Genomic DNA, 22091 nt, shown 5'->3' with positions numbered 1-22091 from the left:
GTGAGTGATCACCCTCCGAACGTCCGCTCATGAGTGGACAACGCTCAGTCGACGTGCGCGCCCGTGGGCGAGACACCGACCCCCGGCCAGCCTCGACGCTCGTAGGTTGGCCTCATGACCGTTCCACCCCTGCCGAGCCACTTCGCCCGTCTCGACTCCGTGCCAGCGGGCCAACGTCTCGACCTGCTCGCCACCCCGGTGGCGCACGCCATCGCGGCGCTGCCCGATGCCCGGGTGTTTGCGATCGACCCCGACCTGGCCGACACCGCCGCCCTCAACGAGGCCTTCGACCTGCCCGGGGAGTCGGCCGCCAACTGCGTGCTCGTGGCGGGGCGTCGTGGCGACGACGAGCGCTGGGTCGCCTGCCTGGCGCTGGCGACGACCCGTGTCGACGTGAACAAGACCGTGCGCAAGAAGCTCGACGTGCGCAAGGCCAGCTTCGCCCCCATGGACGAGGCGGTCGGCCGCTCCGGCATGGAGTACGGCGGCATCACGCCCGTCGGGTTGCCGGACGAGTGGCCGATCTGGATCGACGCCGCCGTGCACGCCCAGGACTGGGTCTGCATCGGCGCGGGCATCCGCGGCGCGAAGCTGCTGGTTCCCGGTGCCTCGCTGGCGGGGTTGCCGCATGCCGAGGTGGTCGAGGGGTTGGCGGCCTGAGTCGTTGGCGGCCTGACTCGTTGGTGGCCTGAGTCGTTGGTGGCCTGACGGGGACCTGCGCTCAGACCACCTCGAGGTCGTCCACCGAACCCAGGGTCGGGAACGGGGCGTGCGGTTCGCTCTGGTACCAGAACGCCGTCGACGCGATGTCGTCGCGCAGCGGCAGGTACCGCCCCTGGCCGTCGCGCTCGGTGCCCCAACCCAGCGCCTGCACGGTCACCTTGAGGTCGGACGAGAACCTGATCGGGTCGGGCACATGCCAGCGGTACAGCCCGAATCGCTGGTTCATGCGATACGGAGGCTCGGGCTGGATCACCTGCGGCAGGCCCAGCCACGGCGTCGAGTAGGTGCCGTACTGTCCCGGCGGCTGCTCGAAGTTCCAGGCCCCGCCGAAGTAGTCCTCGGTGCCGGTGCCGCAGATGGTCGGCCACTCGTCGCCGTCGAGGTGGAACTTGACCTCGCCCTCACCCCACCAGCCGTTGTTGTTCGCCTGCCACGCCAGGTAGGTGCCGACGTAGTGCCCCTGCCCGCGAACCCCGTCGAGCAGCGTGTGCACCGCGCCCCGGGCCAGCGGGTTCGACCGGCGCCACTGGGCATGGAAGTAGGCCGCGTCATCGGGCACATCGGTGAGGGCGTAGGTCGCCTGGTAGTAGAAGCCGCGGCACTCGTCGCCGACCAGGTTCTCGACGGTGATCCGGGCGCGGCGGCGGAACGGCAGCTGCCAGTAGGAGTTGAAGCCGCCGGCCGGGTTGACGGCGATGGGCATCGAGTTGACGTTGGCGCGCTCGCACCAGCCCATGGCGAAGAAGTCACCCAGCGGCACCTCGACCGAGGGGGTCTCCTCGTCGTCCCAGTACATCCGCAGCACCAGCCGTCGCCACCAGGTCGGGTGCACGGTGAGCCAGAGGTGTTGGATGCAGCCGGGGCCCTCGATGTCGGCCAGCACCACGGTCTGGTGCCCGGCGATGTCGATGGAGGGGGAGACCTTCCACCCCTGGCCCAGCTCACGGGCGACGACCGCCCCGGTGCCCTCGGTGGCCTTGCCGCCTTCGCCCTTGGCCCCCGTCGGGTTCTCGGCGCTGATCGAGCGGGTGAGCGCGGGGGAGAGCAGGGCGAGGTTGCCCAGGTGGGTGCCCAGGCCGTTGAACGTGGGGTGCTGCGGTGAACTCATGTGTCCCACGTTGTCAGCTGGCGCCCAGGTTCGCCGCGAATCGTCCGAAGAGCCATCTGCCGCCTCTCGTGGCATCTGCCCACGTTGCACCAGGGGGCAAACGAGACAAGAGGCGGCAGACGACGGGAGGGGCTGAACCGGCGACCGACCGAACCGGGAGTGGTCTCGACGGGCCGTCCGAACGCGCACCACCCTCGTCGACGGCACTACAGTGAGACCGCACCCAAGGTCTGCCGTGGCACCCTTCCCGCCGACCTCCCACCACTGTTGCTTCGAGGCATCCGCATGACTGAATCCGTCGACGTGCTCATCATTGGCTCCGGACCCGTCGGGTCGACCTGGGCACGAACCCTCGGCGAGGCCAAGCCCGACCTGTCCCTGCTGATGGTCGAGGTCGGCCCCGAGATCCCCGGTACCCGCGGCGACCACACCCGCAACAAGTCCGCGGACGACCGCCACGCCGCCGAACTGCGCACCCAGGGGCCCGACCGGGGCATCGTCCGCGCCGACGCGCTCGACGACATCGCCCCCGGCCTGGACCCCAGCCTGGAGTTCCGGCTGACCATTCTGCCCGGGTTGTTCTTCCTCGACCCGCGTCCCGAGCGCGGCGACGGCGAGGTCGGCCTGCCGGCCGCCAGCATGGCCTCCGGCGTCGGTGGCATGGGCATCCACTGGGGCACCTCGTGCCCGCGCCCGAGCCAGTCCGAGCGCATCGGTTTCATTCCCGAGAACGAGCTCGACGAGGCCCTCGACAAGGCCGAACAGCTGCTGCAGGTAACCACCCCGCCGGTTCCGGGCCACGGCCTCGCCGAGGTCGTCCGGCAGGCCATGGCCGAGGTCTTCGACGGCCCCGGCCTCACCCCGGCCCAGTTCATGCCGACCGCCACCCACTGGGAGCAGGCCGCCGACGGCACCCAGAAGCTCGTCTTCTCGGGCTCCGGCGCCATTCTGGGCGACCTCGAGTCCGAGGTGCCCGGCTTCGAGCTGCGCTCCGAGACCCTCGCCAAGCGGGTGATCGTCGAGAACGGACGAGCCGTGGGCGCCGAACTGGTCAACCGCGTCACCGGCGAGAGCTATGAGGTGCGCGCCGACCGGGTCATCGTCTGTGCTGACGGCCTGCGCACCCCGCAGGTGCTGTTCGCCTCGGGGGTGCGCCCGCCGATGCTGGGCAAGACCCTCAACGAGCACTTCCAGGTGAACACCTTCGTCCAGCTCTCCGAGGAGTTCAATCCCGACCACTTCGAGCACGGCCCCCGCGACATCGTGCAGCCGATCGTCCCGTTCTCCGACGACCGCCCCATGCAGGGAGGCACGATCCTGCTGGCCAACTCGGCCTTCGCCGACGCCGACGACCAGCACGAACACTCCAAGTTCGCCCTGCTGGCCTGGTACGGCGCGAAGGATCTGCGCGAGCAGGACGCGGTCGAGTTCTCCGACACCGAGACCGACTTCTACGGCATGCCGAAGATGCGCATTCGCTACGGCCGGTCGGCGGTCGACGAGCAGACCCTTGCGGACATGAAGGCGAATTCGACCCGGATGGGCGAACGCATCGGCACCATCACCATGCCTCCCACCGAGGCGGCCGGCGGCTCGTCCCTGCACTACCAGGGCACGGTGCGCATGGGTGAGACCAACGACGGCAGCTCGGTCTGCGACCCGTGGCTGAAGGTGTGGGACGTCGACGGACTGTACGTGGGCGGCAACGGGGTCATTCCGACCTCGACGGCGTGCAACCCGACGCTCACCTCGGTGGCGCTGGCCTGGCGGGCAGCCCGCCAGCTGGCCTCCGAGCTGTGACCAGACCCCACCCCCACGAGGTCGGCCAGGGAGCTCAGTCGAGGCCCACGAAGGCCCGGAAGGCGTCGACGCCCGCGTAGCTGATCGGCTCGTCGGGGCGGACGAATGCCTCCGGGGTCAGCACCAGCGCGTGGTGGGTCTGCCACCCGCGCTCGTCGGCGCGAGGTTCGCGGGTGGTGTCGGCGATCCGGTAACCCACCTTGCGGCTCACCCCGAGCGAGGGCTGGTTGTCGGTGAAGGCACCGGAACGACACTCGACGGCACCCAGCTGATCGAACGCGAGCGCGCACGCCAACTGCCGCATGCGGGTGCCGATGCCTCGCCCCTGGAAGGCGAGGCCGAGCCACGACCCGGTGGTGGCGACGCGCACGGTGGCGAAGTGGCGACCCGAGAGTCCCTGCACCCCGACCACGCGGCCGTTCTCGAAGACCCCCAGGGTCAGCTCCCAGTCGTCGGGGGTGATCGCCGCTCGCCTCGACCACAGGAAACGCAGCGTGTTGGCCGGCAGGTCGGCGGGGTCGGCCAGGGTCCACGGATGCTGGAACGGCATGAAGTCGGGCGCATGCACCCCCGCCCGGGCCACCTCGACGAGGGCGGGCAGGTCGTCGTCCGACAACCACCGCAGTTCGAGGTCGCCGCAGCGCACCCGCACCCCGGCGGGCGGGAACAGGTCGATGAGAGTGGCCATGGGGTCACCCTGCCAGAGCGCCGGAGCCGCCGAACAGTGCATTTCGCGGACCCCCCTTGGGGGTGTGGCGGGTTTGGGGGCAGACTGTCGCTGAATCGTTTCGAAGGAGCTGCCCCGTGACCACCGTTCTGACCCGCCGCGGCCTCGCCGTGGGCGCGTTGGTCAGTGCGCTCGCGTCGACGGCAGCCTGCGGACGATCCACCGCCTCGTCGTCGTCAGTGGCTGCCGGGGCGGCGGCGGTCACCGACGACCTCGCCGCTCTATTGGGTCGCCACGGGCTCGCGGGCCGGACGGTCGAAGAGGTGGTCGAGGCCCTCGATCGCGACCCCCGGCCGCGACCGCTGTCGTTACGGGCCAAGGTGCGCTCGACCTCGGTGGTGCTGACGGACGACCGCAGTGAGCTCGTGGTTCCGCTGACCGGGGGGCGTCACTACCTGGCGATCGCCCCGTTCGAGGCGACCACCCACGAGTGTCACGTCCATGCGGCGGGATCCTGCTCCGGCGAACTGCCCGACGAGCCGGTGCACGTCACCATCACCAGCGCCAAGGGGGTGGTGTTGGTCGACACCGACGCCGTCACCCACGCCAATGGTTTCGTGGGCTTCTGGGTGCCCCGCGGGCTCAAGGGAACGGTCGAGGTGGCCTGCTCGAGCAAGCGCGGTCAGGTGGCCTTCTCGTCCGACCCGAAGGGCGCCACCTGCCTGACCAACCTGCAGATCAACTGACCCCATCCGCAAGAGGGGGCAGGCTCACTCGGCCAGGCCGTAGAGCCGGTCGCCGGCGTCGCCCAGCCCGGGCACGATGTAGCCGTGCTCGTTGAGGCGCTCGTCGACGGCCGAGACCACCAGCGTGCAGGGCACGTCGAGGTCTCCCACCAGCGCCTCGAAGTTCGCGATCCCCTCGGGGGCGGCCAGCAGGCAGATGCAGGTGATGTGGTCGGCGCCGCGATCGACCAGGAACTTCACCGTGCCACCCAGCGACCCACCCGTGGCCAGCATCGGGTCGAGCACGTAGCACTGACGCCCGGTGAGGTCGTGGGGGAGGCGCTCGGCATAGGTCACCGGCTGCAACGTCTCTTCGTTGCGGGCCATGCCCACGAACCCGACCTCGGCGGTCGGCACCAGCTTCATCATGCCCTCGAGCATGCCCAGCCCGGCCCGCAGGATCGGCACCACCAGCGGGGCGGGGCGAGACAGTCGGGTGCCAAGCGTCGGCGCCACCGGCGTCTCGATCTCGTACTGCTCGACGCGCACCTCGCGGGTGGCCTCGTAGGCGAGCAGGGTGACCAGTTCCTCCACCAGTTGGCGGAAGGTGGTCGAGTCGGTGTCCTTCTTGCGCAGCAGGGTCAGCTTGTGATCCACGAGTGGGTGTTCGACGACTTTGAGTTCCACGCCCCCACTGTCCCACACGGCTGCCTCTCATACCCGGGTGACCTCGCCGTCGCGACATGGCACGATGGAGGCACGTCCGTCCCGAGTGGTCGGGGATTCGTCCGGGCGGGTGAAGGAGGACGCCATGACCGCCGACGGTGACGACGTGTTCACCCGCGATGACGACGACCTCGACGATCTCGACCTCGAGGAAGTCGAGGACGACGACGATGATGACGAGGACGACGACGACTACGACGACGACCTCGAAGACGCCACCGTCGAAGACATCGACTGCGTCGTGGCCCTCTACCGCGAGGACGGGTTGCCCGTCGCCCAGTCGCTGGCGCCCGAACTGGCCAACGACCTCGATGAACTGATCGACCAGTTGCGCCGGCTTCCCGGCGACGCCGGTTCGCTGGGTGCGGTGTCGATTGCCGGTGAGTTCTTCGTGCTGGTGCGCGTGCGCGGACGCAACGTGCAGGCGATGCTGTCTGACTCACTGGCCGCGCAGGAGTGGCCGATCGCCCGCGACGTGGTCGACTACCTGGGCGTCGATGTCTCCGATGACGACGATGACGATGCCGAGTTGGTCGGCGACCTCGACATGCTGGCCGACCTGGGCGTGAGCGAGTTCGAACTCGAGAACCTGCTCGAAGACCTCGACGAGAGCTCGGACGACCAGCTGGCCAGGTTGGCCAACCGCATCAAGTTCGGGCCGCAGTTCCAGCGTGCCGCCGCCCAACTGGGCTGACGCGGCACCACTGGGCTGATGAGCAAGTGGGACGAGCCGATGCGGCACGCGCTCACCGAGGCCCGGGCGGCGCTCGAGCACGGTGACGTGCCGATCGGGGCGGTGGTGCTCGATCGTGATGGACGAGTGATCGCGCGCGCCCACAATGAACGCGAGCGCCACGGCGACCCGACCGCGCACGCCGAGGTGGTGGCCCTGCGCCGCGCCGCCGAGCACACCGGCGAGTGGCGGCTCGAGGGCTGCACGCTGGTGGTCACCCTGGAACCGTGCACGATGTGCGCCGGCGCCCTGGTGCTCGCCCGGGTCGGCCGCCTCGTCTTCGGCGCCTTCGACGAGAAGGCGGGGGCGGTGTCGTCCCTGTTCGACGTCGTGCGCGACCCGCGACTGAACCACCGCCCCGAGGTGGTCAGCGGGGTGCTGGCGGACGAGAGCGCCGCCCTGCTGCGGCAGTTCTTCGCCGGCCACCGCGCCGGCTGACCCCCGTGCCAGGGCCACAGTGATGCTCGGGTCACGGGCTGCCAGGGGGCTCGATTGGCGGCAGGGGACTCGTCCGCGCTATGGTTTTCGGCGGTGACGTGTCTGAGCGGCCGAAAGAGCTCGCCTCGAAAGCGAGTGTGGTGAAAGCCACCGAGGGTTCAAATCCCTCCGTCACCGCCGAGTGAACTCCCGGGTCCCGTCCAAGGGCCCGGGAGTTCTCTTTCTGCCGGCTGCCCTGCGGTAAGTTTCGACCAGCTTCCCGCCACCCGCCCCGACAGAGAGGGCCGCCCGTGAGCCTTGACCACGCCCTGCTGCTCGCGGCTGCGGTCACGCTCGTCGCGATCGGCGCGGCGCGGTTGTCGGCGCGGGTGGGTCTGCCGGCGCTGCTGCTGTTCCTCGGGGTGGGCATGGTGCTCGGCGACTCGATCCTCGGCATCGCCTTCAGCGACACCCGCCTCGCCGCCGAGCTGGGCTTCGCGGCGCTGGTGGTGATCCTGGCCGAGGGTGGTCTGACCACCAAGTGGGACGAGATCAGGCCGGCCGTCGGCATGTCGATGCTGCTGGCCACGGTCAGTGTCGGGGTGACGGTCGCCCTGGTCGGCGGATTCGGCCATTACGTCTTCGGGCTGTCGCCGGCGGTCTCGATCGTGTTGGGTGGCATCGTCGCCTCGACCGATGCGGCAGCAGTCTTCTCGGTGCTGCGCAACGTGCCGATCCCGGGGCGACTGCGGGCCTCGCTGGAGGCCGAGTCGGGCCTCAACGATGCCCCCACCGTGCTGATCGTCACCGCCGCGACCGGGGTGGCGCTGGGCCACGCACCCGAGGGCGGGTGGTGGATGGCGGTGCTGCTCGTGGTCGTCGAACTGCTGGCCGGGCAGGTGTTGGGGCTGGTGGTCGGCTTCGTGGCGGCCTGGGTGATGCGCAGGGTGCAGCTGCCGTCGTCCGGTCTGTACGCCATCGCGGCCGTCGCCTGGGCCTTCGGGGTCTACGAGCTGGCCGAGGTGCTGCACGTCTCGGGGTTCGCCGCCGCCTACGTGGCCTCAGTGGTGCTCGGCAACTCACAGCTGCCGCACCGGCAATCGGTGCGTGCCTTCGCCGAGGGGGTCGGGTGGATCGCCCAGATCGGTCTGTTCGTCATGCTCGGGCTGCTGGCCAGCCCCGGTCGCATCACCTGGGCCGTGGTCAGCGGCGCCCTCGTGCTGGGGCTGTTCCTGATCGTGGTGGCTCGTCCGTTGTCGGTGGCGGTGGTCGCGGCCTGGTTCCGGGTGCCGTGGCGCGAGCAGGTGTTCATGAGCTGGGCTGGTCTGCGCGGAGCGGTGCCGATCATCTTGTGCACGATCCCGCTGGCGGCCGAGGTTCCGGGGGCGCAGCAACTGTTCGACACGGTGCTGGTGCTGGTGATCGTGTTCACGTTCGTGCAGGGGCCGACGTTGCCGTGGGTGGCCAAGCGGCTGGGGCTGCTCGACCCGCACGGGCCCACCGATGTCGACATCGAGGCCGCACCGCTCGACCGGCTGCGCGCCGACCTGTTGCAGGTGCGGGTTCCGGTCGGGTCGAAGTTGGCTGGTGTCAGCGTGCGTGAGCTGCGGTTGCCGAAGAACGCGGTCGTCTCGCTGGTGATCCGCGACGACACCCCCTTCGCCCCCGCCGGTCGCGACCGACTCGAGGTGGGCGACGAGCTGATGATCATCACCCCGAGCCAGCAGCGCGCCAAGGTCGAGGTGCGGCTCACCGAGATCGGACGAGGTGGCCGCCTGGCCCGGTGGAACGGGATCCGCGCCGACTGACCCCTGCCGTCGCCGGTTGGTAGCGGGGAGTGGTCAAACCGCAGCAGCTGAGGCCCATCGATCCCTGGTGCGGATCGATGGGCCTCAGCTGCTGCAGTTTGACCACGGTCGAGGCCGCACCGACCACCCCTCACCAGAGACGAGCACCTGACCGGACTGCGCGAGGGGGCCATGATGGCAGCATGCGCGTGCCTTCGAGGTTGCCCCAAGACGAAGTTCAATGGCTTGGCCTTGATGACCGCTCTTGGCCTGAAACGGCTAGATTCGGTCCCCGACGGTTTGAGACGTATGCACGACTACGCTTCATCCCGGACCCCCAGTGGCCCGGACAAATGGAACACGACGTGCAACTGCCACCCGATCACCTGAGCGAAGGTCAACAGCTCAGCGGGGTCTTGGGTGTCTTGTCACGACATACGAGCACGCCACATCGAGTCTTCTTCTGCGTCTGGGACGGCTGGTGCGACCTCAATCATTCCCCCGAGTGCAGCATCGGCACTGATGATCGCTCCTACTACACGTTTGCAGGGGGTCTCGATCACACTCCCCCTGGCTGGGCGTCGTTGGACGCGGGCGAACTGCCAGCCCTGATGTGGCCCGCAGACCACAGCTGGATCGTCACCAACGACGTGGACCTGCACTGGGCGGGGATTGGATGCTCGGCTGGTGCAGTGCAAGATTTGCTGGCGCTGGACTTGGATGTGGTTCGGGTGGATCGAGATGATGAGTTCCCAAGCTTCTCCGGCGGGGCCGCCAATCGGCTTTAGCTGCTGAAGACGTTGGTGGCGCTGGTCGGGGCGAGTGGGGCCAACGGCTGGTCTGCAGTGTGGGGCAGCCCAGTCGAATCTGCCGCGGGTGCTTGGGTCGACCCTTGCCGCGGGGCCGGACGGGCCTCGTGGCAGACAATGCCATCGCGTGACGGGGGCCGGCTCAGCGGGTGGGAGTGGCCGACGGAGAACCCGAGGGCGATCCCGACGGCGTGGGGGTGGCCGAGGTGGGCAGGCAGACCTCGCCGCCCGGAACCGCGATCCACAGGGCACCCTTGTCGTTCATGCCGGCGTATTCGGTGCCGATCAGCACGTCGACGGTGTGGTCGGGACGATCGTCCGCCTTGATGGTGGCGCCCTTGAAGTGGCCGGCGACCAGCTTCACCTCGGGGTTGGCGGCCGCGGCGCCGACGATGACGGTCTGCTTGACCCGCTCATCGGTGTTGTCGACGTGCTTGATGATGAACCCCTTGGCCTTCAACGCCTTGGCGACGGAATTGGCCTGGCCAGCCTTGTAGCCGCCGTTGAACACGCTGACGGTGACCTGCTTGGCCTCGAGCTTCTGCGGAACCTTCTGCGTCACGCACGGGTCGGGCAGGTGCTCGGGCACGGGTGCCATCACGTTCTTGTAGCCCCACCACGCTCCCCACGTGAGTAGGCCGAGCAGGCCGAGTAGCAGCACGGGGGTGGCGATCATCCGCACGATGCGCATCTGGTCGTGTCTCCTGTCCTCGGCGGCTGGGTCGGGGTGGGGGCGGGCAAGTCGTCCGCCCGGGGTGCGGTCAGTTCAGTTCGAGCACGCGGGCGTGCATCGTCTGCCTCTGCTGCAGCGCCGCGCGCAGGGCGCGGTGCAGGCCGTCCTCGAGGAAGAGTTCGCCGCGGTAGCTGACCACGTGGGCGAAGAGATCGCCGTAGAAGGTGCTGTCGTCCTCGAGCAACGCCTCGAGATCGAGGGTGCGCTTCGTGGTCACCAACTCGTCGAGCCGCACCTGGTGGGGGGCGATGGCCGCCCACTGCTTCTGCACATACCCGTGGTCGGGATAGGGCCGGGTGTCACCCACACGCTTGAAGATCACTCGGTCACTCTAGCCAGCCGATGGCCTGCATCAAGGACCGACCCTCAAGCCGTGCTCAAGCCGTGACCAACTCCTTGGGGTTCTGTCAGCCCTGTCTCAGCTTCCGGGGTGTGGGCCGCCGAGGGGTGGATTAGATTCCTTGTCATGAGCACTGACGCGACCCCGCCGGGAACCGACTCCACCGGCACGAAGGCCATCGTGGATTCCATCACCCGGGGCTACACCTTCGAGGAGGCCAGCATCGAACTGGGGGTGCTGATGGCCGATGACACCCCGGTGCCCGACGCGAAGATCCGCATCCCCCTGAGCATGCTGAACCGTCACGGACTGGTGGCCGGCGCCACCGGCACGGGCAAGACGAAGACGTTGCAGCTGATGGCCGAGCAGATCTCGGCGGCCGGCGTGCCCGTCTTCGCCGCCGACATCAAGGGCGACCTGTCGGGGCTGGCTTCACCCGGTGAGTCGAACGAGAAGCTGCTGGCGCGCACCCAGAAGATCGGTCAGGACTGGCAGCCGATCGCTGCCCCTGTCGAGTTCTACGCCCTCGGCGGCGAGGGCATCGGGGTGCCGCTGCGGGCCACCATGTCGTCGTTCGGGCCGATCCTGCTGTCGAAGGTGCTCGAGCTCAACGACACCCAGGAGTCGACCCTCGGCCTCGTCTTCCACTACGCCGACCAGGCCGGTCTGCCGTTGCTCGACCTGGCCGATCTGCGGGCCGTGCTCACCCATCTCACCTCCGACGAGGGCAAGCAGGAACTGAAGAACATCGGCGGTGTCTCGGCGGCGACCGTGGGGGTGATCCTGCGGGCGCTGATCACCCTGGGCGACCAGGGGGCCGACACCTTCTTCGGTGAACCCGAGTTCGACACCCGCGACCTGCTGCACGTGACCGGCGACGGACGAGGCGTCATCTCGCTGCTGGAGTTGCCCAACCTGCAGTCGCGGCCCGCCATCTTCTCGACCTTCCTGATGTGGCTGCTGGCCGACCTCTTCCATGACCTGCCCGAGGTGGGCGACGTCGACAAGCCGAAGCTGGTCTTCTTCTTCGACGAGGCCCACCTGCTCTTCGACGGCGCCTCGAAGGCGTTCCTCGACGCCATCGCGCAGACCGTCCGGTTGATCCGGTCGAAGGGTGTGGGTGTCTTCTTCGTCACCCAGACCCCCAAGGACGTTCCGGACGACGTGCTCGCCCAGCTGGGGTCGCGGGTGCAGCACCAACTGCGCGCCCACACCCCCAATGATGCGAAGGCCCTGAAGCAGACGGTGCAGACGTTCCCCACCTCGTCCTACGACCTGGCCGAGGTGCTGCAGCAACTGGGCATCGGCGAGGCGATCGTCACCGTGATGGACCCGGACGGCGCCCCCACCCCGGTGGCCTGGACGCGGATGCGCGCCCCGCAGACGCTGATGGCACCCACGGACGAAGCGGCCATGCGAGCAGGCGTCGCGCAGTCGCAGATGCAGGGCAAGTACGGGCAGGCCATCGACCGCGACTCCGCCCGCGAGATGTTGGCCCGCAAGCTCGAGGAGGGGGCCGCCCAGGCGCAGGCCGAGCAGGCCCAGGCCGATGCCGCCAAGCAGGCGGCCGCAGACGAGAAGGAGCGGGCCCGCCTCGAGCGCGAGGCTGCCCGGGGCCAACGGTCGACCCGCGCCCAGAAGTCGGCGGTCGAGAACGTGATGGGCAATACCGTCGTGAAGTCGTTCATCCGCACCGCGGGGAACGAGATCATCCGTTCCATCTTCGGCACGGCCCGTAGGCGCCGCTGACCGGGGCGACGGGCCGTCCGACCCCTTATTTCATGGTTCCCTGGGCGACCGAACCCTGCAGCTGGCGCTGGAACAGCAGGTACACCAGCAGCACCGGCGCCACGGTGATCACGACGGCGGCGAACATGGCGCCGAAGTCGACCGCGTAGCCGGCGTCCGAGGTGAACCTCGCGAGCCCTTGGCTGAGCACGTAGTTGTCCTGATTCGTGTTCAGCGCCACGGGCAGCACGAACTGGTTCCACAGGCCGAGGAAGTTCATGATCGCCACCGACGCGAGCCCCGGCTTGGCCATGGGCAGCATCACCTGGAAGAAGGTGCGCCACTCGCCGGCGCCGTCGATCGCCGCAGCCTCGCTGATCTCGTAGGGCAGGGTGCGGAAGAACGAGTACAGGAAGAACACGGTGAACGGCAGCGCGAAGCCGACGTAGGTCATGATCAACCCGAACAGGGTGTCCTTGATGCCCAGCTGCTGCAGGATGAAGAACAGCGGCACGATGGCCAGGAAGATCGGCAGCATCAGCCCGGCCAGCAGCACGTAGTAGATGATCCGCGAACCGGGGAACTCGAAGCGCGCCAGCACGTAGGCGCACATCGCCCCCAGCAGCATCACCAGGAACAGCGCGCAACCGACCACGACGATCGTGTTCAGGAAGTAGTCGCCGATGCCGGCGGTGTTCCAGGCCGCGGTGTAGTTCGACACGTTGAACGACGACGGCCACGAGAACGGCGAGATGAAGATCTCGCGGGTGGTCTTGAACGAGGTCATCAGGGTCCACAGCATCGGGAGCACGACGACCAGGCTCCAGAGCACCAGCACGACGTGCGCGCCGACGCTGAAGGCGATGTCGCCGCCCTTGGCCGCGTCGGGAGATGGGGCGGGCGCCGGGGCCGTAGTGGGGGCCGGGGTGGAGGTGCTGGGAGCGCTCATGCCATCGTCACCTGGTCCTTGCCTCCGGCGAGGCGGTTGATCGCGAACACGATGGCCGCGAAGAGCATGGTCAGCAGTCCGATCACGACGCCCATCGCGCAGGCGACCCCGAACAGGTTCTTGCCGAAGGCCGTGTTCAGCAGCACCTGCGCCATCGTCAGGGTGGAGTTGTCGGGCCCACCGAACGGGTTCAACACGGCCACGTAGACATACAGGTCGAGCGCGGCGATGCCGAGGTAGATGAAGGCGGTCTGCACGTTCTCGCGGATCAGGGGAAGAGTGATCGACACCGCGGTGCGCAGGCGGGAGGCACCGTCGATGCGGGCGGCCTCGTAAATCTCGGCGGGAATGCCCTTGATGGCCGCGATGAACAAGATCATGTAGAAGCCGATGTAGCCCCACATGATGACGAAGGTGGTGACGGCCTTGGCGGTCGACACCTCGCCCAGCCAGGCGAAGTCGTCGAAGGACGACAGGCCGAGCCAGGTCAGCAGGCCGTTCACGAGCCCGTTGGGGTCGAAGATCAGGCTCCACATCAGGCCGACCACGACGGCGGGAATGGCGTAGGGGAAGAACGACACCACCCGGTAGAGGCCCGCACCGCGCAATCCGCGGGTCTGGCCCACGGATCGTCCGGCGACCGTGATGACGGTGGCCAACGCCAGGGCCAGCACGATCACGCAGATCGGCAGCACCAGGGCGAAGAAGAAGTTGTTGCCCATCGCCTTGAGAAAGATGTCGTCGGTGAGCACCCGCTGGTAGTTGGCGAGGCCGACGAAGTCCATCTTCTTGGAGTAGCCGCCCCAGTTGGTGAACGAGTAGCCGATGGCTTGCACGAACGGCGAGACGACGAAGATCACGTAGATCGCCAGCGGCACGCCCAGGAAGGCGGCCATGAAGGTGATCCGGTCGAGGGTCCAGCGGTTGCGCCGCCGCCGGCGGGGGGCCGCGGTGACCGCGGCCCCCCGCACGGCGTCGCTCACTTGGTGACCTCGATCTTCTTCACCGAGTCGTCATTGCGCACCTTGTCGGTGATCCCCTGCAGCGCCTTGGTGAGCCCGGCGGCATCCAACTGCCCGGCCAGGAAGGAGTTCCACGGCACGAGCATGTCCTTGTTGGTGCCGTACAAGCTCACGAAGCGCCAGTTGAAGGTCTTGTCGCCGGCGTTGGTGAGCATGGTGGTCTGCGAGACCAGCGCCGTCGACCCGAAGCCGTCCGCGGGCACCGTGTCCTTCACGATGGTGGGCGACAGCCGGGTCTTGGCGAAGTTGGTGGCCGCCTCCTTCGACAGCATGGCCCGCATGAACTCCTTGCCCGAGGCGACGTTCTTGCCCTTGGCCGGCACGATGAACGGTTCGCCGGCGGCTGCCCGCACGGCCTCGTGCCCCATCGCGGGGCTGTCCGAGACGGCCAACTCGGGCACGCCGGTCATCTTGAAGCCGTCCTTGGTCTGCTTCGACATCTCGTTTTCGATCCACGAGCCCGAGGGGTAGAGCAGCGCTTCCTGGGCCTGCGACCACTGCGCCTGGGCGGCGGTGAACTGGGTGCCCTGGCCGCCGGGCTTCATGTACCCGGCCTTGATGATGGCCTCCAGGCCCTGGATGGCTCCCTGCACCTGCGGGAGCGACCAGCAGCCCTCCTTGAGGTTCTCCAGGGCCAGGCGCACCTCGTCGCCACCCTCCTTGATGGCCGAGTCGACCACCAGGGTCTGGTAGTAGGTGGCGGCTTCCTTGCCCCACAGGAACAGGTACTTGCCCTTCTCCTTCGCCTTGGCGCCGAGCTCGAGTGCCTCGGCCCAGGTCTTCGGCGGGGTCCAGCCGTTCTCCTCGAAGAGGCTGGCCGAGTACCAGATGCCGTAGACGCTCATCACGTAGTTGATGACCTTGAACTTGCCGTCGTAGACGCCGGGGTCCTTCACCCCTGGGAAGAGGGTGTCGGCGATCGGGGTGCCTTCGTAGTTCTTGGCCTCGAAGACGTCGTCGAGTTCGGCCAGCTGGTCGAGGATGGCTCCCAGGCCCATGGCGCCGGCGCCCGAGTTGTCGACCACATCGGGGGGTGTGCCGCCGACGAAACGAGGCTGCAGCTCCTGGGCGATCTGCGTCGAGGGCTTCACCTCGGCCTTCAGGCCGGGGAACTTCTTCTTCATCTGGTCGGCGGCGAACGTGCAGTAGTCGTAGCCGTAGCCGCCGTTGAAGATCACGGCCTCGAGCGAGGCGTCCTCGGCGACACCGAAGGGGTTGTCGTCTGTCTTGTCGGCGCCGCCGGTGTCGGTGGTGGTTTCGTCCGAGCCGCCACCGGTCGCGCAGGCCGCCAGTGGCGCCACGGCCAGAGCGGCGATGGCGCCGGTCAGCAGACCGCGCCGCCCGAAGGGGCTGGTCTCGAGAATCGGGGTCATGGTTCCTCCAGAATCGATCGTCATTGATGGGGGAGGCGTCAGCGTTGCCCTTCCTTGCGCGGAGCACCCGCCCCGGGTTGATCCGGGGCGAGCGATTCGCTCACTGACAAAGGGGTGCACACTGATCGCTTGAGCGTTGATTCACTCAACCACGGGCGAGGTTCAGGGCGGGCCGTGGCGCCCTCGGACGAGGCGGTTCGCTCTCGTCCGCTGTGCTTGGATGAACCGGTGACCCAGACCCAGCACCGCCACCACCTCGGCGTGACGATCATCATCGCGATGCTGGGCATGATCGGTCCGTTCACCATCGACACGATGTTCCCGGCGTTCGCGCAGATCGGTCGCGCCTTCACCGTCGACACGGTGGCACTGCAGCAGCTCACCAGCGTCTACCTGGTCTCGTTCGCGGTGATGTCGCTGTTCCACGGCCCCATCTCCGATGCCGTCGGACGAAAGCCGGTCATGCTGGCGGGCCTCGCCGTGTACGCCCTGGCCTCGGCGGGTGCCGCGTTGGCCCCCGACTTCGGTGTCGTGCTCGCGTTCCGCGCGCTGCAGGGGCTGTCGGCCGGAGCCGGCCAGATCATCTCGCGCGCGCTCATCCGCGACCTGTTCGCGGGTGCCCAGGCCCAACGGCTGATGGCCCAGGTGTCGATGATCTTCGCCGTCGCCCCGGCGTTGGCGCCGGTGATGGGTGGCTGGATCCTGCTGGTGGGCGACTGGCGGTTGACCTTCTGGTTCCTGGTGGTGTTCGCCGCCGTGCTGTGGGGGTTGGTCTCGCTGGGGCTGCCGGAGACCCACCCCGCCGAGCGCCGGGTGCCGTTGCGGGTGCCCACCATGCTGCGTGGCCTGCGGGCCGTCTTCACCAACCGCATCTTCCTGCGGTTGGGGGTGGCGGCGGCGTTCTCGTTCGCCGCCCAGTTCCTCTACATCTCGGCGGCGCCGATCTTCATCGTCGACCTGCTCGGCAAGGGCGAACGCGACTTCTGGATCTTCTTCGTGCCGATGATCGCCGGCATGATGGCGGGCTTCTTCATCAACGCCCGCATGGCCGAGCGCATCTCGGGGCGGCGCCTCGCCACCATCGGGTACTGCCTGGCCATCGGCGCAGGCCTGCTGAACGTGATCCTGTCGGCCCTGCCGAGTGCCCCGCAGCTGCCGTGGGCGGTCGTCGGGCCGATGCTGATCGCCTTCGGGGTGGCCCTCAGCTTCCCGGTGGTCAATCTGGTGATGCTCGACCTGTTCCCGCTGCTGCGCGGGGCCGCGGCGTCGGGTCAGTCGTTCCTGCAGCTGCTGCTCAATGCCGCCCTGGCTGGCGTGATCGCCCCGCTGGTGACCGGCAGCGTGTTGCAGTTGGCGCTGGCGTCGGCGGCCTTCTCGCTCGGTGGCTTCCTGCTGTGGTTGTGGCACCTGCGGGCCGTCCCCGCCGAGGTGCCCGACGAGCTGGCCGGCTCTCAGGGGGCCACCTCGGCTGGGGGTGTCGCGTGATCGTTGTCGGCGTGGACGCCGGCGGCACCTCGACCAAGGCGCTGGCCTGGGACGTCTCGACGGCGGCCGTCGTCGGCACCGGCCGCTCCGGCCCCGGCAACCCCAACTCGGCGGGCGTCGACCTGGCCCGCGGCCACGTGCTCGAGGCGGTGCTCGGCTGTGTCGGTGAACGAGTCGAGGAGGTCGGCTCGGTCGCGCTCACGATGGCCGGCGGGTCGGCCACCGGGGGAGCGTTGGCCGGGCTCGACGAGGCCGCCCGCGCCGCCGGACTCAAAGGTGCGATCACCGTGCACCCCGACCAGCTCGGCGCCTGGTTCTCGGGCACGGCGAGCGAGCGCGGGGTGGTGCTGATCGCGGGCACGGGGGCGGTGGCCGCCACGGTCGTCGACGGCCGCATCGATGCGCTCGTCGACGGAGCGGGCTGGCTGCTGGGTGACGACGGGGCGGGCTTCTGGATCGGTCGTCGCGCCGTGCACGATGTGCTCGCCGCCATCGACGGACGAGGCCCCGCCTCCGCCCTGGTCGATCTCGTGCTGGCCCGCACCCCGCAGGAGGCGCGGCACCGCGATCGTCCGGGTGACCCCCGTCGGGTGGCCGTCATCGAGCACTGCTACGGCCTTCGTCCGGCGCAACTGGCGGGGTTCGCGCCCCTAGTGGTGCAGTCCGCGGGCGACCCGGTCGCCGACCGCATCCTGGCCGACGCCGCCGACCTGCTGGTGGGCACGCTCGACGCCGCGCTCACCCGGCTCGGCGACTCGTCCGGGGGTGCGGGTGACGAGGCCGAGGTGGTGCTCGCCGGGTCGATCGCGGGAGTCGACTCGGTAATCCGTGACCGGTTGGTCGCCCGACTCGACGGACGAGCCCGGTACGCCGGCGACGGCGTGATCGGCGCCACCCTGATCGCCCTGCGCGAGGCCGGGCTGCCCGCCGACGACAACGTACGGGCCGCGCTGGTGGCCGCCTCGTCGGGCCGCTGACGCACCCACCCCGAGGGGTTCAGGGCAAACCCTGAAAGCTCCCGTGGCGGGCATGCTGTGGGCCGAATCACGCCGTGGCTGGGCCGATTCCGTGCAAATCTTGTCTGTGGACCAGTGGCCGACCAGGGCCGAGTCTCTCGCGCATCACCCGCGCGAACCCAGCACAGGAGGACCCTCATGGGACTGTTCGACATCTTCGGCAACAAGAGCGACAAGGCCCCTCAGCGACCGGCCATGGATGCCGCGACCGATGGGGCCGGCGATGACGTCGCCACCCGGCTGATCCAGCAGCTGCTGGCCGTCGGGATCGACGGCAAGGGCCCCGCGAAGAGTGCCGCCACCGTGGCCGACAAGGTGCTGGCCGACTGCGGCGGCGACGTCGAGAAGGCCATCAACAAGCTGTGCGCCGGCTACCTGCGCACCGCCGCCGGCGCCGGTTTCCTGACCGGTCTGGGTGGTTTCGTCACCATGCCGGTGGCCCTGCCCGCCAACATCGTGGAGTTCTACGTCGTCGGCACCCGCATGGTCGCCGGTGTCGCCCACCTGCGTGGCTACGACCTCGACAAGGCGCAGGTGCGCACCGCGGTGCTGCTCACCCTGTCGGGTTCGGGTGGCTACGACGTGCTGCAGAAGGTGGGCGTGAACCCGGTCACCGGCAAGGCCACGGCCGTCGCCCTCGAGCGGCTGCCGCAGGCGGCGCTGATGATGGTCAACAAGGGCATCGGCTTCCGGCTGATCCGCCAGCTCACCACCAAGGGCCTGTCGAAGCTCGGCAAGTTCGTTCCCCTGGCGGGCGGTGTCATCGGCGGCGGGCTCGACCTGTACCTGATGAACCGCATCGCCGACAACGCCCGCCGCGAGTTCCCGCTGTCGGTGAACTCGAAGCTCTGAGCCGACGCGCTCTGAAGCGCCACCCGCAGGGTGACGCAATCGCGACTGCTCGACGCCGAATCTGGCCCCCAGAGGGCTGGTTTCGGCGTCGAGCAGTCGTATCTGCGTCACCCAAGGTCACGACCTTGGTCTGACGACGCCCTACCATCGCGGGAGCACAATGGAGGCATGACGAACTTGGCAGCCCAGAAGGCCCCGCGTGCCCGCGTCAGGTGGGTCGCTCCCGTCGCCGTGCTGGGGATCGCGCTGGCCGTGCCGGCGCTGGTGCAGACCAGCGCGAAGGCCGACCCGACGCTCCCGGCCATCACCGCCGAGAAGCTGGTCGCCGACGTGATCGCGGCCAAGCCGGCGGCGATGCAGGGTGAGATCACCCAAACGATGGACATCGGCCTGCCCGAGCTGGTCGGTGGGGTGCAGAAGCCCTCGACCCTCGACGTGATGAACCTGGCCCAGGGCACCCACACCTGGCGCGTCTGGTACGACGGTCAGCAGTCCGGCCGGCTCGCGCTGGTCGACGGCACCAGCGAGGCCGCGATCATCACCAACCCGACCGACACCTGGGTGTGGAGCTCCCTCGACCGCGAGGCCGTCCACTCGAAGACCCCGGCCGGTCAGGGCCCCCGCGAGGAGCTCACCGTCACTCCCGCCGAGGCCGCCAAGAAGCTGCTCACCACCGCGGACGAGTCCACCGCCGTCACCGTCGCGGGCACCACGACCGTGGCCGGCCACGCCGCCTACGACCTGACCCTGACCCCCAAGGACGGCACCACCTTGGTGAAGAAGGTGTCGATCGCGGTCGAGGCCACCACCAATCAGCCGCTGCGGGTGCAGGTCTACTCGACGCGGCAGAGCGACCCGGCGGTCAACATCGGGTTCACCTCGCTGCAGTTCACCCAGCCCGACCCCTCGGTGTTCACGTTCACCGCGCCCCCCGGCACCAAGGTGACCGAGAAGTCCGACGTCAAGGCCTCGAAGCCGACCACCCCGAAGAAGCCGGTGCAGACCCCCGAGCGCACGGGCCAGAAGCCGACCGTCACCGGGTCGGGCTGGGGCACCGTCGTCGTCGCCAACGGCCTCGGTGACCTCACCGGAGCCCCGGCCGAGCTGACCGGAGTGCTGCAGACGCTGCCGAAGGTCTCGGGCGACTGGGGCAGCGGACGCATCTTCGAGGGCACCCTGTTCACGGTAGTCGTCACCGATCAGGGTCGGGTCGCCGCCGGAGCGGTGCCCGCAGCCCAGCTCTATGCGGCCCTGAAGTGACCGCCACCGAGCAACACCTGCACGCCGTCCTCACCTCGGGACTGACCAAGACCTTCGGCCAGCAGCGCGCCGTCGACGACGTCGATCTGGTCGTCCCACGGGGAGCCGTCTACGGTTTCCTGGGCCCCAACGGTTCGGGCAAGACCACCACCATCCGCATGCTGCTCGGGCTGATCCATCCCACGGCCGGGTCGGTCACCCTGCTCGACGAGGCTATGCCCGCCCGGGCCGGACGCGTGCTTCCCCGGGTCGGTGCCCTCGTCGAGGGCCCGGCCTTCCACCTCCACCTGAACGGACGCGACAACCTGCGCCGCCTCGACGCCGCCGATGCGACGGCCGACCCGGGCACCTCGTCCGCGCGCATCGGTGCCGCCCTCGAACGGGTCGGACTCACGGCGGCGGCCAGGAAGCGGGTCAAGAACTACTCGCTGGGCATGAAGCAGCGGCTCGGCATCGCGGCGGCCCTGCTGCAGCCCCATGACCTGCTGGTGCTCGACGAGCCCACCAACGGGCTCGACCCGCAGGGCACGCGCGAGGTGCGCACGCTGGTGGCCGGGTTGGCCCACGACGGCACCACCGTGCTGGTGTCGAGCCATCTGCTCGCCGAGGTCGAGCAGATGTGCAGCCACGTCGGCGTGATGAGCAAGGGACGACTGGTCGCCCAGGACTCGCTGGCGGCATTGCGCCGCGCCCACGGGGTGCGGGTGCGGGTGACCACGCCCGACACCGACCTGGCCGTCGGCGCGCTGACCGGGCTGGGACTCAGCGAGGTCGCGTCGTCCGGGGCCGCTGAGGTGACCGCCCGCCTGGGTGACCACGAGGTCGAGGCGGTCGTGCCCGCCCTGGTGGGGGCCGGGGCCAGGGTGCTGGGGTTCCAGGCCGACTCCGACAGCCTCGAGGAACGATTCGTGGAACTGACCGGGGAGGGATTCGATGTCCGCTGAACGGGTGGACGACGTGGCCGTCGACGAGTCCGAGGCCCCGCAGCCGGCCGTGCCACCCCAGCGCAGGCGGCTGGCGTTCTGGCGGCTCTACCGCAGCGAGGTCGCGCTGATGCTGTCGCGGCGGCGCAACCAACTGGGCATGCTCATCCTGGCCGCGGTGCCGATCGTGATGGCGGTCGCCATCAAGACCTCGGGCGATGACGGCGGCCTGATCGTCTCGGTGGCCAACGGCACGGTGATCCCGATGTTGGCGCTGATGATGGAGTCGGCCTTCTTCCTGCCCATGGCGATGTCACTGCTCGCCGGCGACGCCATTGCCGGTGAGGCGCACGCCGGCACCCTGCGCTACCTGCTGATCACCCCCGTCGGGCGGGTGCGGCTCTTGGCCGTGAAGTTCCTCGGCCTGATGACCGGTGCCTTCCTGGGCACCTTCCTGATCACCGTCGTCGGGCTCGTCGTGGGGCTCGCGGTGTTCGGCGCAGGCCCGTCGATGACCCTGTCGGGCACGTCGATCACGTTCGCCCAGTCGCTCGGACGAGTGACCCTGATGGCGCTGTTCCTGGCGCTGATGATGACGGCCGTGGGAGCGGTCGGGCTGTTCCTGTCGACGTTGGTCGACCAGCCGTTGGGCGTGACCGTCGGGTGCATGGTGGTGGTGATCCTCAGCTGGTTGGCCGAGGCGACCACGCAGTTGTCGTGGCTGCAGCCCTACCTGCTCACCCACTGGTTCCTGCAGTTCACCGACGTGTTGCGCGACCCGCCGCTCTGGTCGCGGGCGGTGACCGGGCTGTGGGTCGCGCTCGGGTGGACGGCCGTGGCGCTGGTCGCGGCCTGGGCCCGGTTCACCAGCAAGGACATCGCCAGCTGAGGCGTGGTCGTCCGGCGCTCACCGGG

General features: G+C 69.1%; 22 protein-coding genes and 1 tRNA gene. 15 read left to right on the top strand and 8 right to left on the bottom strand.

Features of this window, described 5'->3' with window-relative positions; all coding sequences use genetic code 11:
• Positions 1 to 114 precede the first annotated feature (114 nt).
• The gene (locus tag ACSDQ9_RS08095) at positions 115 to 660 is read left to right on the top strand and encodes a YbaK/EbsC family protein (RefSeq protein WP_435145866.1); all 546 of its coding nucleotides are present in this window, start codon (positions 115 to 117) and stop codon (positions 658 to 660) included.
• A 61-nt stretch (positions 661 to 721) separates the two neighbouring features.
• Here the strand turns inward: ACSDQ9_RS08095 and ACSDQ9_RS08090 are convergent, their stop codons facing one another.
• Positions 722 to 1831, bottom strand: a complete 1110-nt coding sequence (locus ACSDQ9_RS08090; RefSeq protein WP_435145864.1) for a glycoside hydrolase family 172 protein — start codon at positions 1829 to 1831, stop codon at positions 722 to 724.
• A gap of 285 nt (positions 1832 to 2116) precedes the next feature.
• On the opposite strand from ACSDQ9_RS08090, the gene ACSDQ9_RS08085 reads away from it, so the two are divergent.
• Positions 2117 to 3631 carry a GMC oxidoreductase gene (locus tag ACSDQ9_RS08085; protein WP_435145862.1) on the top strand — a complete coding sequence of 505 codons (1515 nt, stop codon included), beginning with the start codon at positions 2117 to 2119 and terminating at the stop codon, positions 3629 to 3631.
• Positions 3632 to 3665: 34 nt separating this feature from the next.
• On the opposite strand, the gene ACSDQ9_RS08080 is transcribed toward ACSDQ9_RS08085, so the two are convergent.
• Positions 3666 to 4319 (bottom strand): GNAT family N-acetyltransferase, encoded by a 654-nt coding sequence (locus ACSDQ9_RS08080; protein ID WP_435145860.1) that lies wholly within the window; start codon positions 4317 to 4319, stop codon positions 3666 to 3668.
• Between the two features lie 116 nt (positions 4320 to 4435).
• Here ACSDQ9_RS08080 and ACSDQ9_RS08075 point away from each other — a divergent pair, with 116 nt between their 5' ends.
• Positions 4436 to 5044 carry a CueP family metal-binding protein gene (locus tag ACSDQ9_RS08075; protein ID WP_435145858.1) on the top strand — a complete coding sequence of 203 codons (609 nt, stop codon included), beginning with the start codon at positions 4436 to 4438 and terminating at the stop codon, positions 5042 to 5044.
• Positions 5045 to 5068: 24 nt separating this feature from the next.
• On the opposite strand, the gene upp is transcribed toward ACSDQ9_RS08075, so the two are convergent.
• Complete coding sequence (upp, locus tag ACSDQ9_RS08070) at positions 5069 to 5710, bottom strand: uracil phosphoribosyltransferase (protein WP_435145856.1); 642 nt, start codon at positions 5708 to 5710, stop codon at positions 5069 to 5071.
• Between the two features lie 124 nt (positions 5711 to 5834).
• Between upp and ACSDQ9_RS08065 the strand changes: the two genes are divergently transcribed.
• The 5 genes from ACSDQ9_RS08065 (at position 5835) to ACSDQ9_RS08045 (ending at position 9474) form a co-directional block, all read left to right on the top strand.
• Positions 5835 to 6443: a tRNA adenosine deaminase-associated protein gene (locus ACSDQ9_RS08065; RefSeq protein ID WP_435145854.1), complete on the top strand. Its 609-nt coding sequence runs from the start codon at positions 5835 to 5837 to the stop codon at positions 6441 to 6443.
• Between the two features lie 39 nt (positions 6444 to 6482).
• The gene (tadA, locus tag ACSDQ9_RS08060; RefSeq protein ID WP_435146340.1) at positions 6483 to 6920 is read left to right on the top strand and encodes a tRNA adenosine(34) deaminase TadA; all 438 of its coding nucleotides are present in this window, start codon (positions 6483 to 6485) and stop codon (positions 6918 to 6920) included.
• A gap of 92 nt (positions 6921 to 7012) precedes the next feature.
• Positions 7013 to 7097: transfer RNA gene (locus ACSDQ9_RS08055), tRNA-Ser, on the top strand.
• Between the two features lie 113 nt (positions 7098 to 7210).
• Entirely contained in the window at positions 7211 to 8707 is a 1497-nt protein-coding gene (locus tag ACSDQ9_RS08050; protein ID WP_435145852.1) for a potassium/proton antiporter, read from the top strand.
• Between the two features lie 332 nt (positions 8708 to 9039).
• The gene (locus ACSDQ9_RS08045; RefSeq protein ID WP_435145851.1) at positions 9040 to 9474 is read left to right on the top strand and encodes a hypothetical protein; all 435 of its coding nucleotides are present in this window, start codon (positions 9040 to 9042) and stop codon (positions 9472 to 9474) included.
• A 163-nt stretch (positions 9475 to 9637) separates the two neighbouring features.
• Here ACSDQ9_RS08045 and ACSDQ9_RS08040 read toward each other — a convergent pair whose 3' ends face one another.
• Together ACSDQ9_RS08040 and ACSDQ9_RS08035 are read right to left on the bottom strand one after the other, a co-directional pair.
• A complete protein-coding gene (locus ACSDQ9_RS08040) occupies positions 9638 to 10186 on the bottom strand; it encodes a LytR C-terminal domain-containing protein (RefSeq protein WP_435145849.1) in 549 nt (182 codons plus the stop codon).
• A gap of 70 nt (positions 10187 to 10256) precedes the next feature.
• Positions 10257 to 10550: a type II toxin-antitoxin system VapB family antitoxin gene (locus ACSDQ9_RS08035; RefSeq protein ID WP_435145847.1), complete on the bottom strand. Its 294-nt coding sequence runs from the start codon at positions 10548 to 10550 to the stop codon at positions 10257 to 10259.
• Between the two features lie 144 nt (positions 10551 to 10694).
• Between ACSDQ9_RS08035 and ACSDQ9_RS08030 the strand changes: the two genes are divergently transcribed.
• The gene (locus ACSDQ9_RS08030; RefSeq protein WP_435145845.1) at positions 10695 to 12317 is read left to right on the top strand and encodes a helicase HerA-like domain-containing protein; all 1623 of its coding nucleotides are present in this window, start codon (positions 10695 to 10697) and stop codon (positions 12315 to 12317) included.
• Between the two features lie 25 nt (positions 12318 to 12342).
• Here the strand turns inward: ACSDQ9_RS08030 and ACSDQ9_RS08025 are convergent, their stop codons facing one another.
• The 3 genes from ACSDQ9_RS08025 to ngcE are packed head-to-tail and all read right to left on the bottom strand — an operon-like array spanning position 12343 to position 15640.
• Entirely contained in the window at positions 12343 to 13245 is a 903-nt protein-coding gene (locus ACSDQ9_RS08025) for a carbohydrate ABC transporter permease (RefSeq protein WP_435145843.1), read from the bottom strand.
• Entirely contained in the window at positions 13242 to 14228 is a 987-nt protein-coding gene (locus ACSDQ9_RS08020) for a carbohydrate ABC transporter permease (RefSeq protein ID WP_435145841.1), read from the bottom strand. Before ACSDQ9_RS08020 ends, ACSDQ9_RS08025 begins: the two co-directional genes overlap by 4 nt.
• Entirely contained in the window at positions 14225 to 15640 is a 1416-nt protein-coding gene (gene ngcE / locus ACSDQ9_RS08015) for an N-acetylglucosamine/diacetylchitobiose ABC transporter substrate-binding protein (protein WP_435145839.1), read from the bottom strand. Before ngcE ends, ACSDQ9_RS08020 begins: the two co-directional genes overlap by 4 nt.
• A gap of 228 nt (positions 15641 to 15868) precedes the next feature.
• Here ngcE and ACSDQ9_RS08010 point away from each other — a divergent pair, with 228 nt between their 5' ends.
• The 6 genes from ACSDQ9_RS08010 to ACSDQ9_RS07985 all read left to right on the top strand — a co-directional run bounded on the left by ACSDQ9_RS08010 (position 15869) and on the right by ACSDQ9_RS07985 (position 22065).
• Positions 15869 to 17125, top strand: a complete 1257-nt coding sequence (locus ACSDQ9_RS08010) for a multidrug effflux MFS transporter (RefSeq protein WP_435145837.1) — start codon at positions 15869 to 15871, stop codon at positions 17123 to 17125.
• Positions 17122 to 18102 (top strand): N-acetylglucosamine kinase, encoded by a 981-nt coding sequence (locus tag ACSDQ9_RS08005; RefSeq protein WP_435145835.1) that lies wholly within the window; start codon positions 17122 to 17124, stop codon positions 18100 to 18102. The genes ACSDQ9_RS08010 and ACSDQ9_RS08005 overlap by 4 nt, the downstream gene beginning before the upstream one ends.
• A gap of 177 nt (positions 18103 to 18279) precedes the next feature.
• Positions 18280 to 18993, top strand: coding sequence for an EcsC family protein (locus ACSDQ9_RS08000; protein WP_435145833.1), 714 nt, complete (start codon positions 18280 to 18282; stop codon positions 18991 to 18993).
• Between the two features lie 168 nt (positions 18994 to 19161).
• Positions 19162 to 20253 carry a LolA family protein gene (locus ACSDQ9_RS07995; RefSeq protein ID WP_435145831.1) on the top strand — a complete coding sequence of 364 codons (1092 nt, stop codon included), beginning with the start codon at positions 19162 to 19164 and terminating at the stop codon, positions 20251 to 20253.
• Complete coding sequence (locus ACSDQ9_RS07990) at positions 20250 to 21197, top strand: ABC transporter ATP-binding protein (RefSeq protein WP_435145830.1); 948 nt, start codon at positions 20250 to 20252, stop codon at positions 21195 to 21197. The genes ACSDQ9_RS07995 and ACSDQ9_RS07990 overlap by 4 nt, the downstream gene beginning before the upstream one ends.
• A complete protein-coding gene (locus tag ACSDQ9_RS07985) occupies positions 21187 to 22065 on the top strand; it encodes an ABC transporter permease (protein WP_435145828.1) in 879 nt (292 codons plus the stop codon). Before ACSDQ9_RS07990 ends, ACSDQ9_RS07985 begins: the two co-directional genes overlap by 11 nt.
• The last annotated feature ends 26 nt before the right edge of the window (positions 22066 to 22091 follow it).

Source organism: Aestuariimicrobium soli (assembly GCF_051192575.1).
Classification (GTDB): domain Bacteria; phylum Actinomycetota; class Actinomycetes; order Propionibacteriales; family Propionibacteriaceae; genus Aestuariimicrobium; species Aestuariimicrobium soli.
This window is presented reverse-complemented; position numbering and strand designations above follow the sequence as displayed.

Excerpts from the sequence above, each read along its gene's own strand:
- ACSDQ9_RS08095 (WP_435145866.1), top strand. The coding sequence starts at position 115 with ATGACCGTTCCACCCCTGCCGAGCCACTTCGCCCGTCTCGACTCCGTG.
- ACSDQ9_RS08090 (WP_435145864.1), bottom strand. The coding sequence starts at position 1,831 with ATGAGTTCACCGCAGCACCCCACGTTCAACGGCCTGGGCACCCACCTG.
- ACSDQ9_RS08085 (WP_435145862.1), top strand. The coding sequence starts at position 2,117 with ATGACTGAATCCGTCGACGTGCTCATCATTGGCTCCGGACCCGTCGGG.
- ACSDQ9_RS08080 (WP_435145860.1), bottom strand. The coding sequence starts at position 4,319 with ATGGCCACTCTCATCGACCTGTTCCCGCCCGCCGGGGTGCGGGTGCGC.
- ACSDQ9_RS08065 (WP_435145854.1), top strand. The coding sequence starts at position 5,835 with ATGACCGCCGACGGTGACGACGTGTTCACCCGCGATGACGACGACCTC.
- tadA (WP_435146340.1), top strand. The coding sequence starts at position 6,483 with ATGCGGCACGCGCTCACCGAGGCCCGGGCGGCGCTCGAGCACGGTGAC.
- ACSDQ9_RS08045 (WP_435145851.1), top strand. The coding sequence starts at position 9,040 with ATGGAACACGACGTGCAACTGCCACCCGATCACCTGAGCGAAGGTCAA.
- ACSDQ9_RS08040 (WP_435145849.1), bottom strand. The coding sequence starts at position 10,186 with ATGCGCATCGTGCGGATGATCGCCACCCCCGTGCTGCTACTCGGCCTG.
- ACSDQ9_RS08030 (WP_435145845.1), top strand. The coding sequence starts at position 10,695 with ATGAGCACTGACGCGACCCCGCCGGGAACCGACTCCACCGGCACGAAG.
- ACSDQ9_RS08025 (WP_435145843.1), bottom strand. The coding sequence starts at position 13,245 with ATGAGCGCTCCCAGCACCTCCACCCCGGCCCCCACTACGGCCCCGGCG.
- ngcE (WP_435145839.1), bottom strand. The coding sequence starts at position 15,640 with ATGACCCCGATTCTCGAGACCAGCCCCTTCGGGCGGCGCGGTCTGCTG.
- ACSDQ9_RS08000 (WP_435145833.1), top strand. The coding sequence starts at position 18,280 with ATGGGACTGTTCGACATCTTCGGCAACAAGAGCGACAAGGCCCCTCAG.
- ACSDQ9_RS07995 (WP_435145831.1), top strand. The coding sequence starts at position 19,162 with ATGACGAACTTGGCAGCCCAGAAGGCCCCGCGTGCCCGCGTCAGGTGG.
- ACSDQ9_RS07985 (WP_435145828.1), top strand. The coding sequence starts at position 21,187 with ATGTCCGCTGAACGGGTGGACGACGTGGCCGTCGACGAGTCCGAGGCC.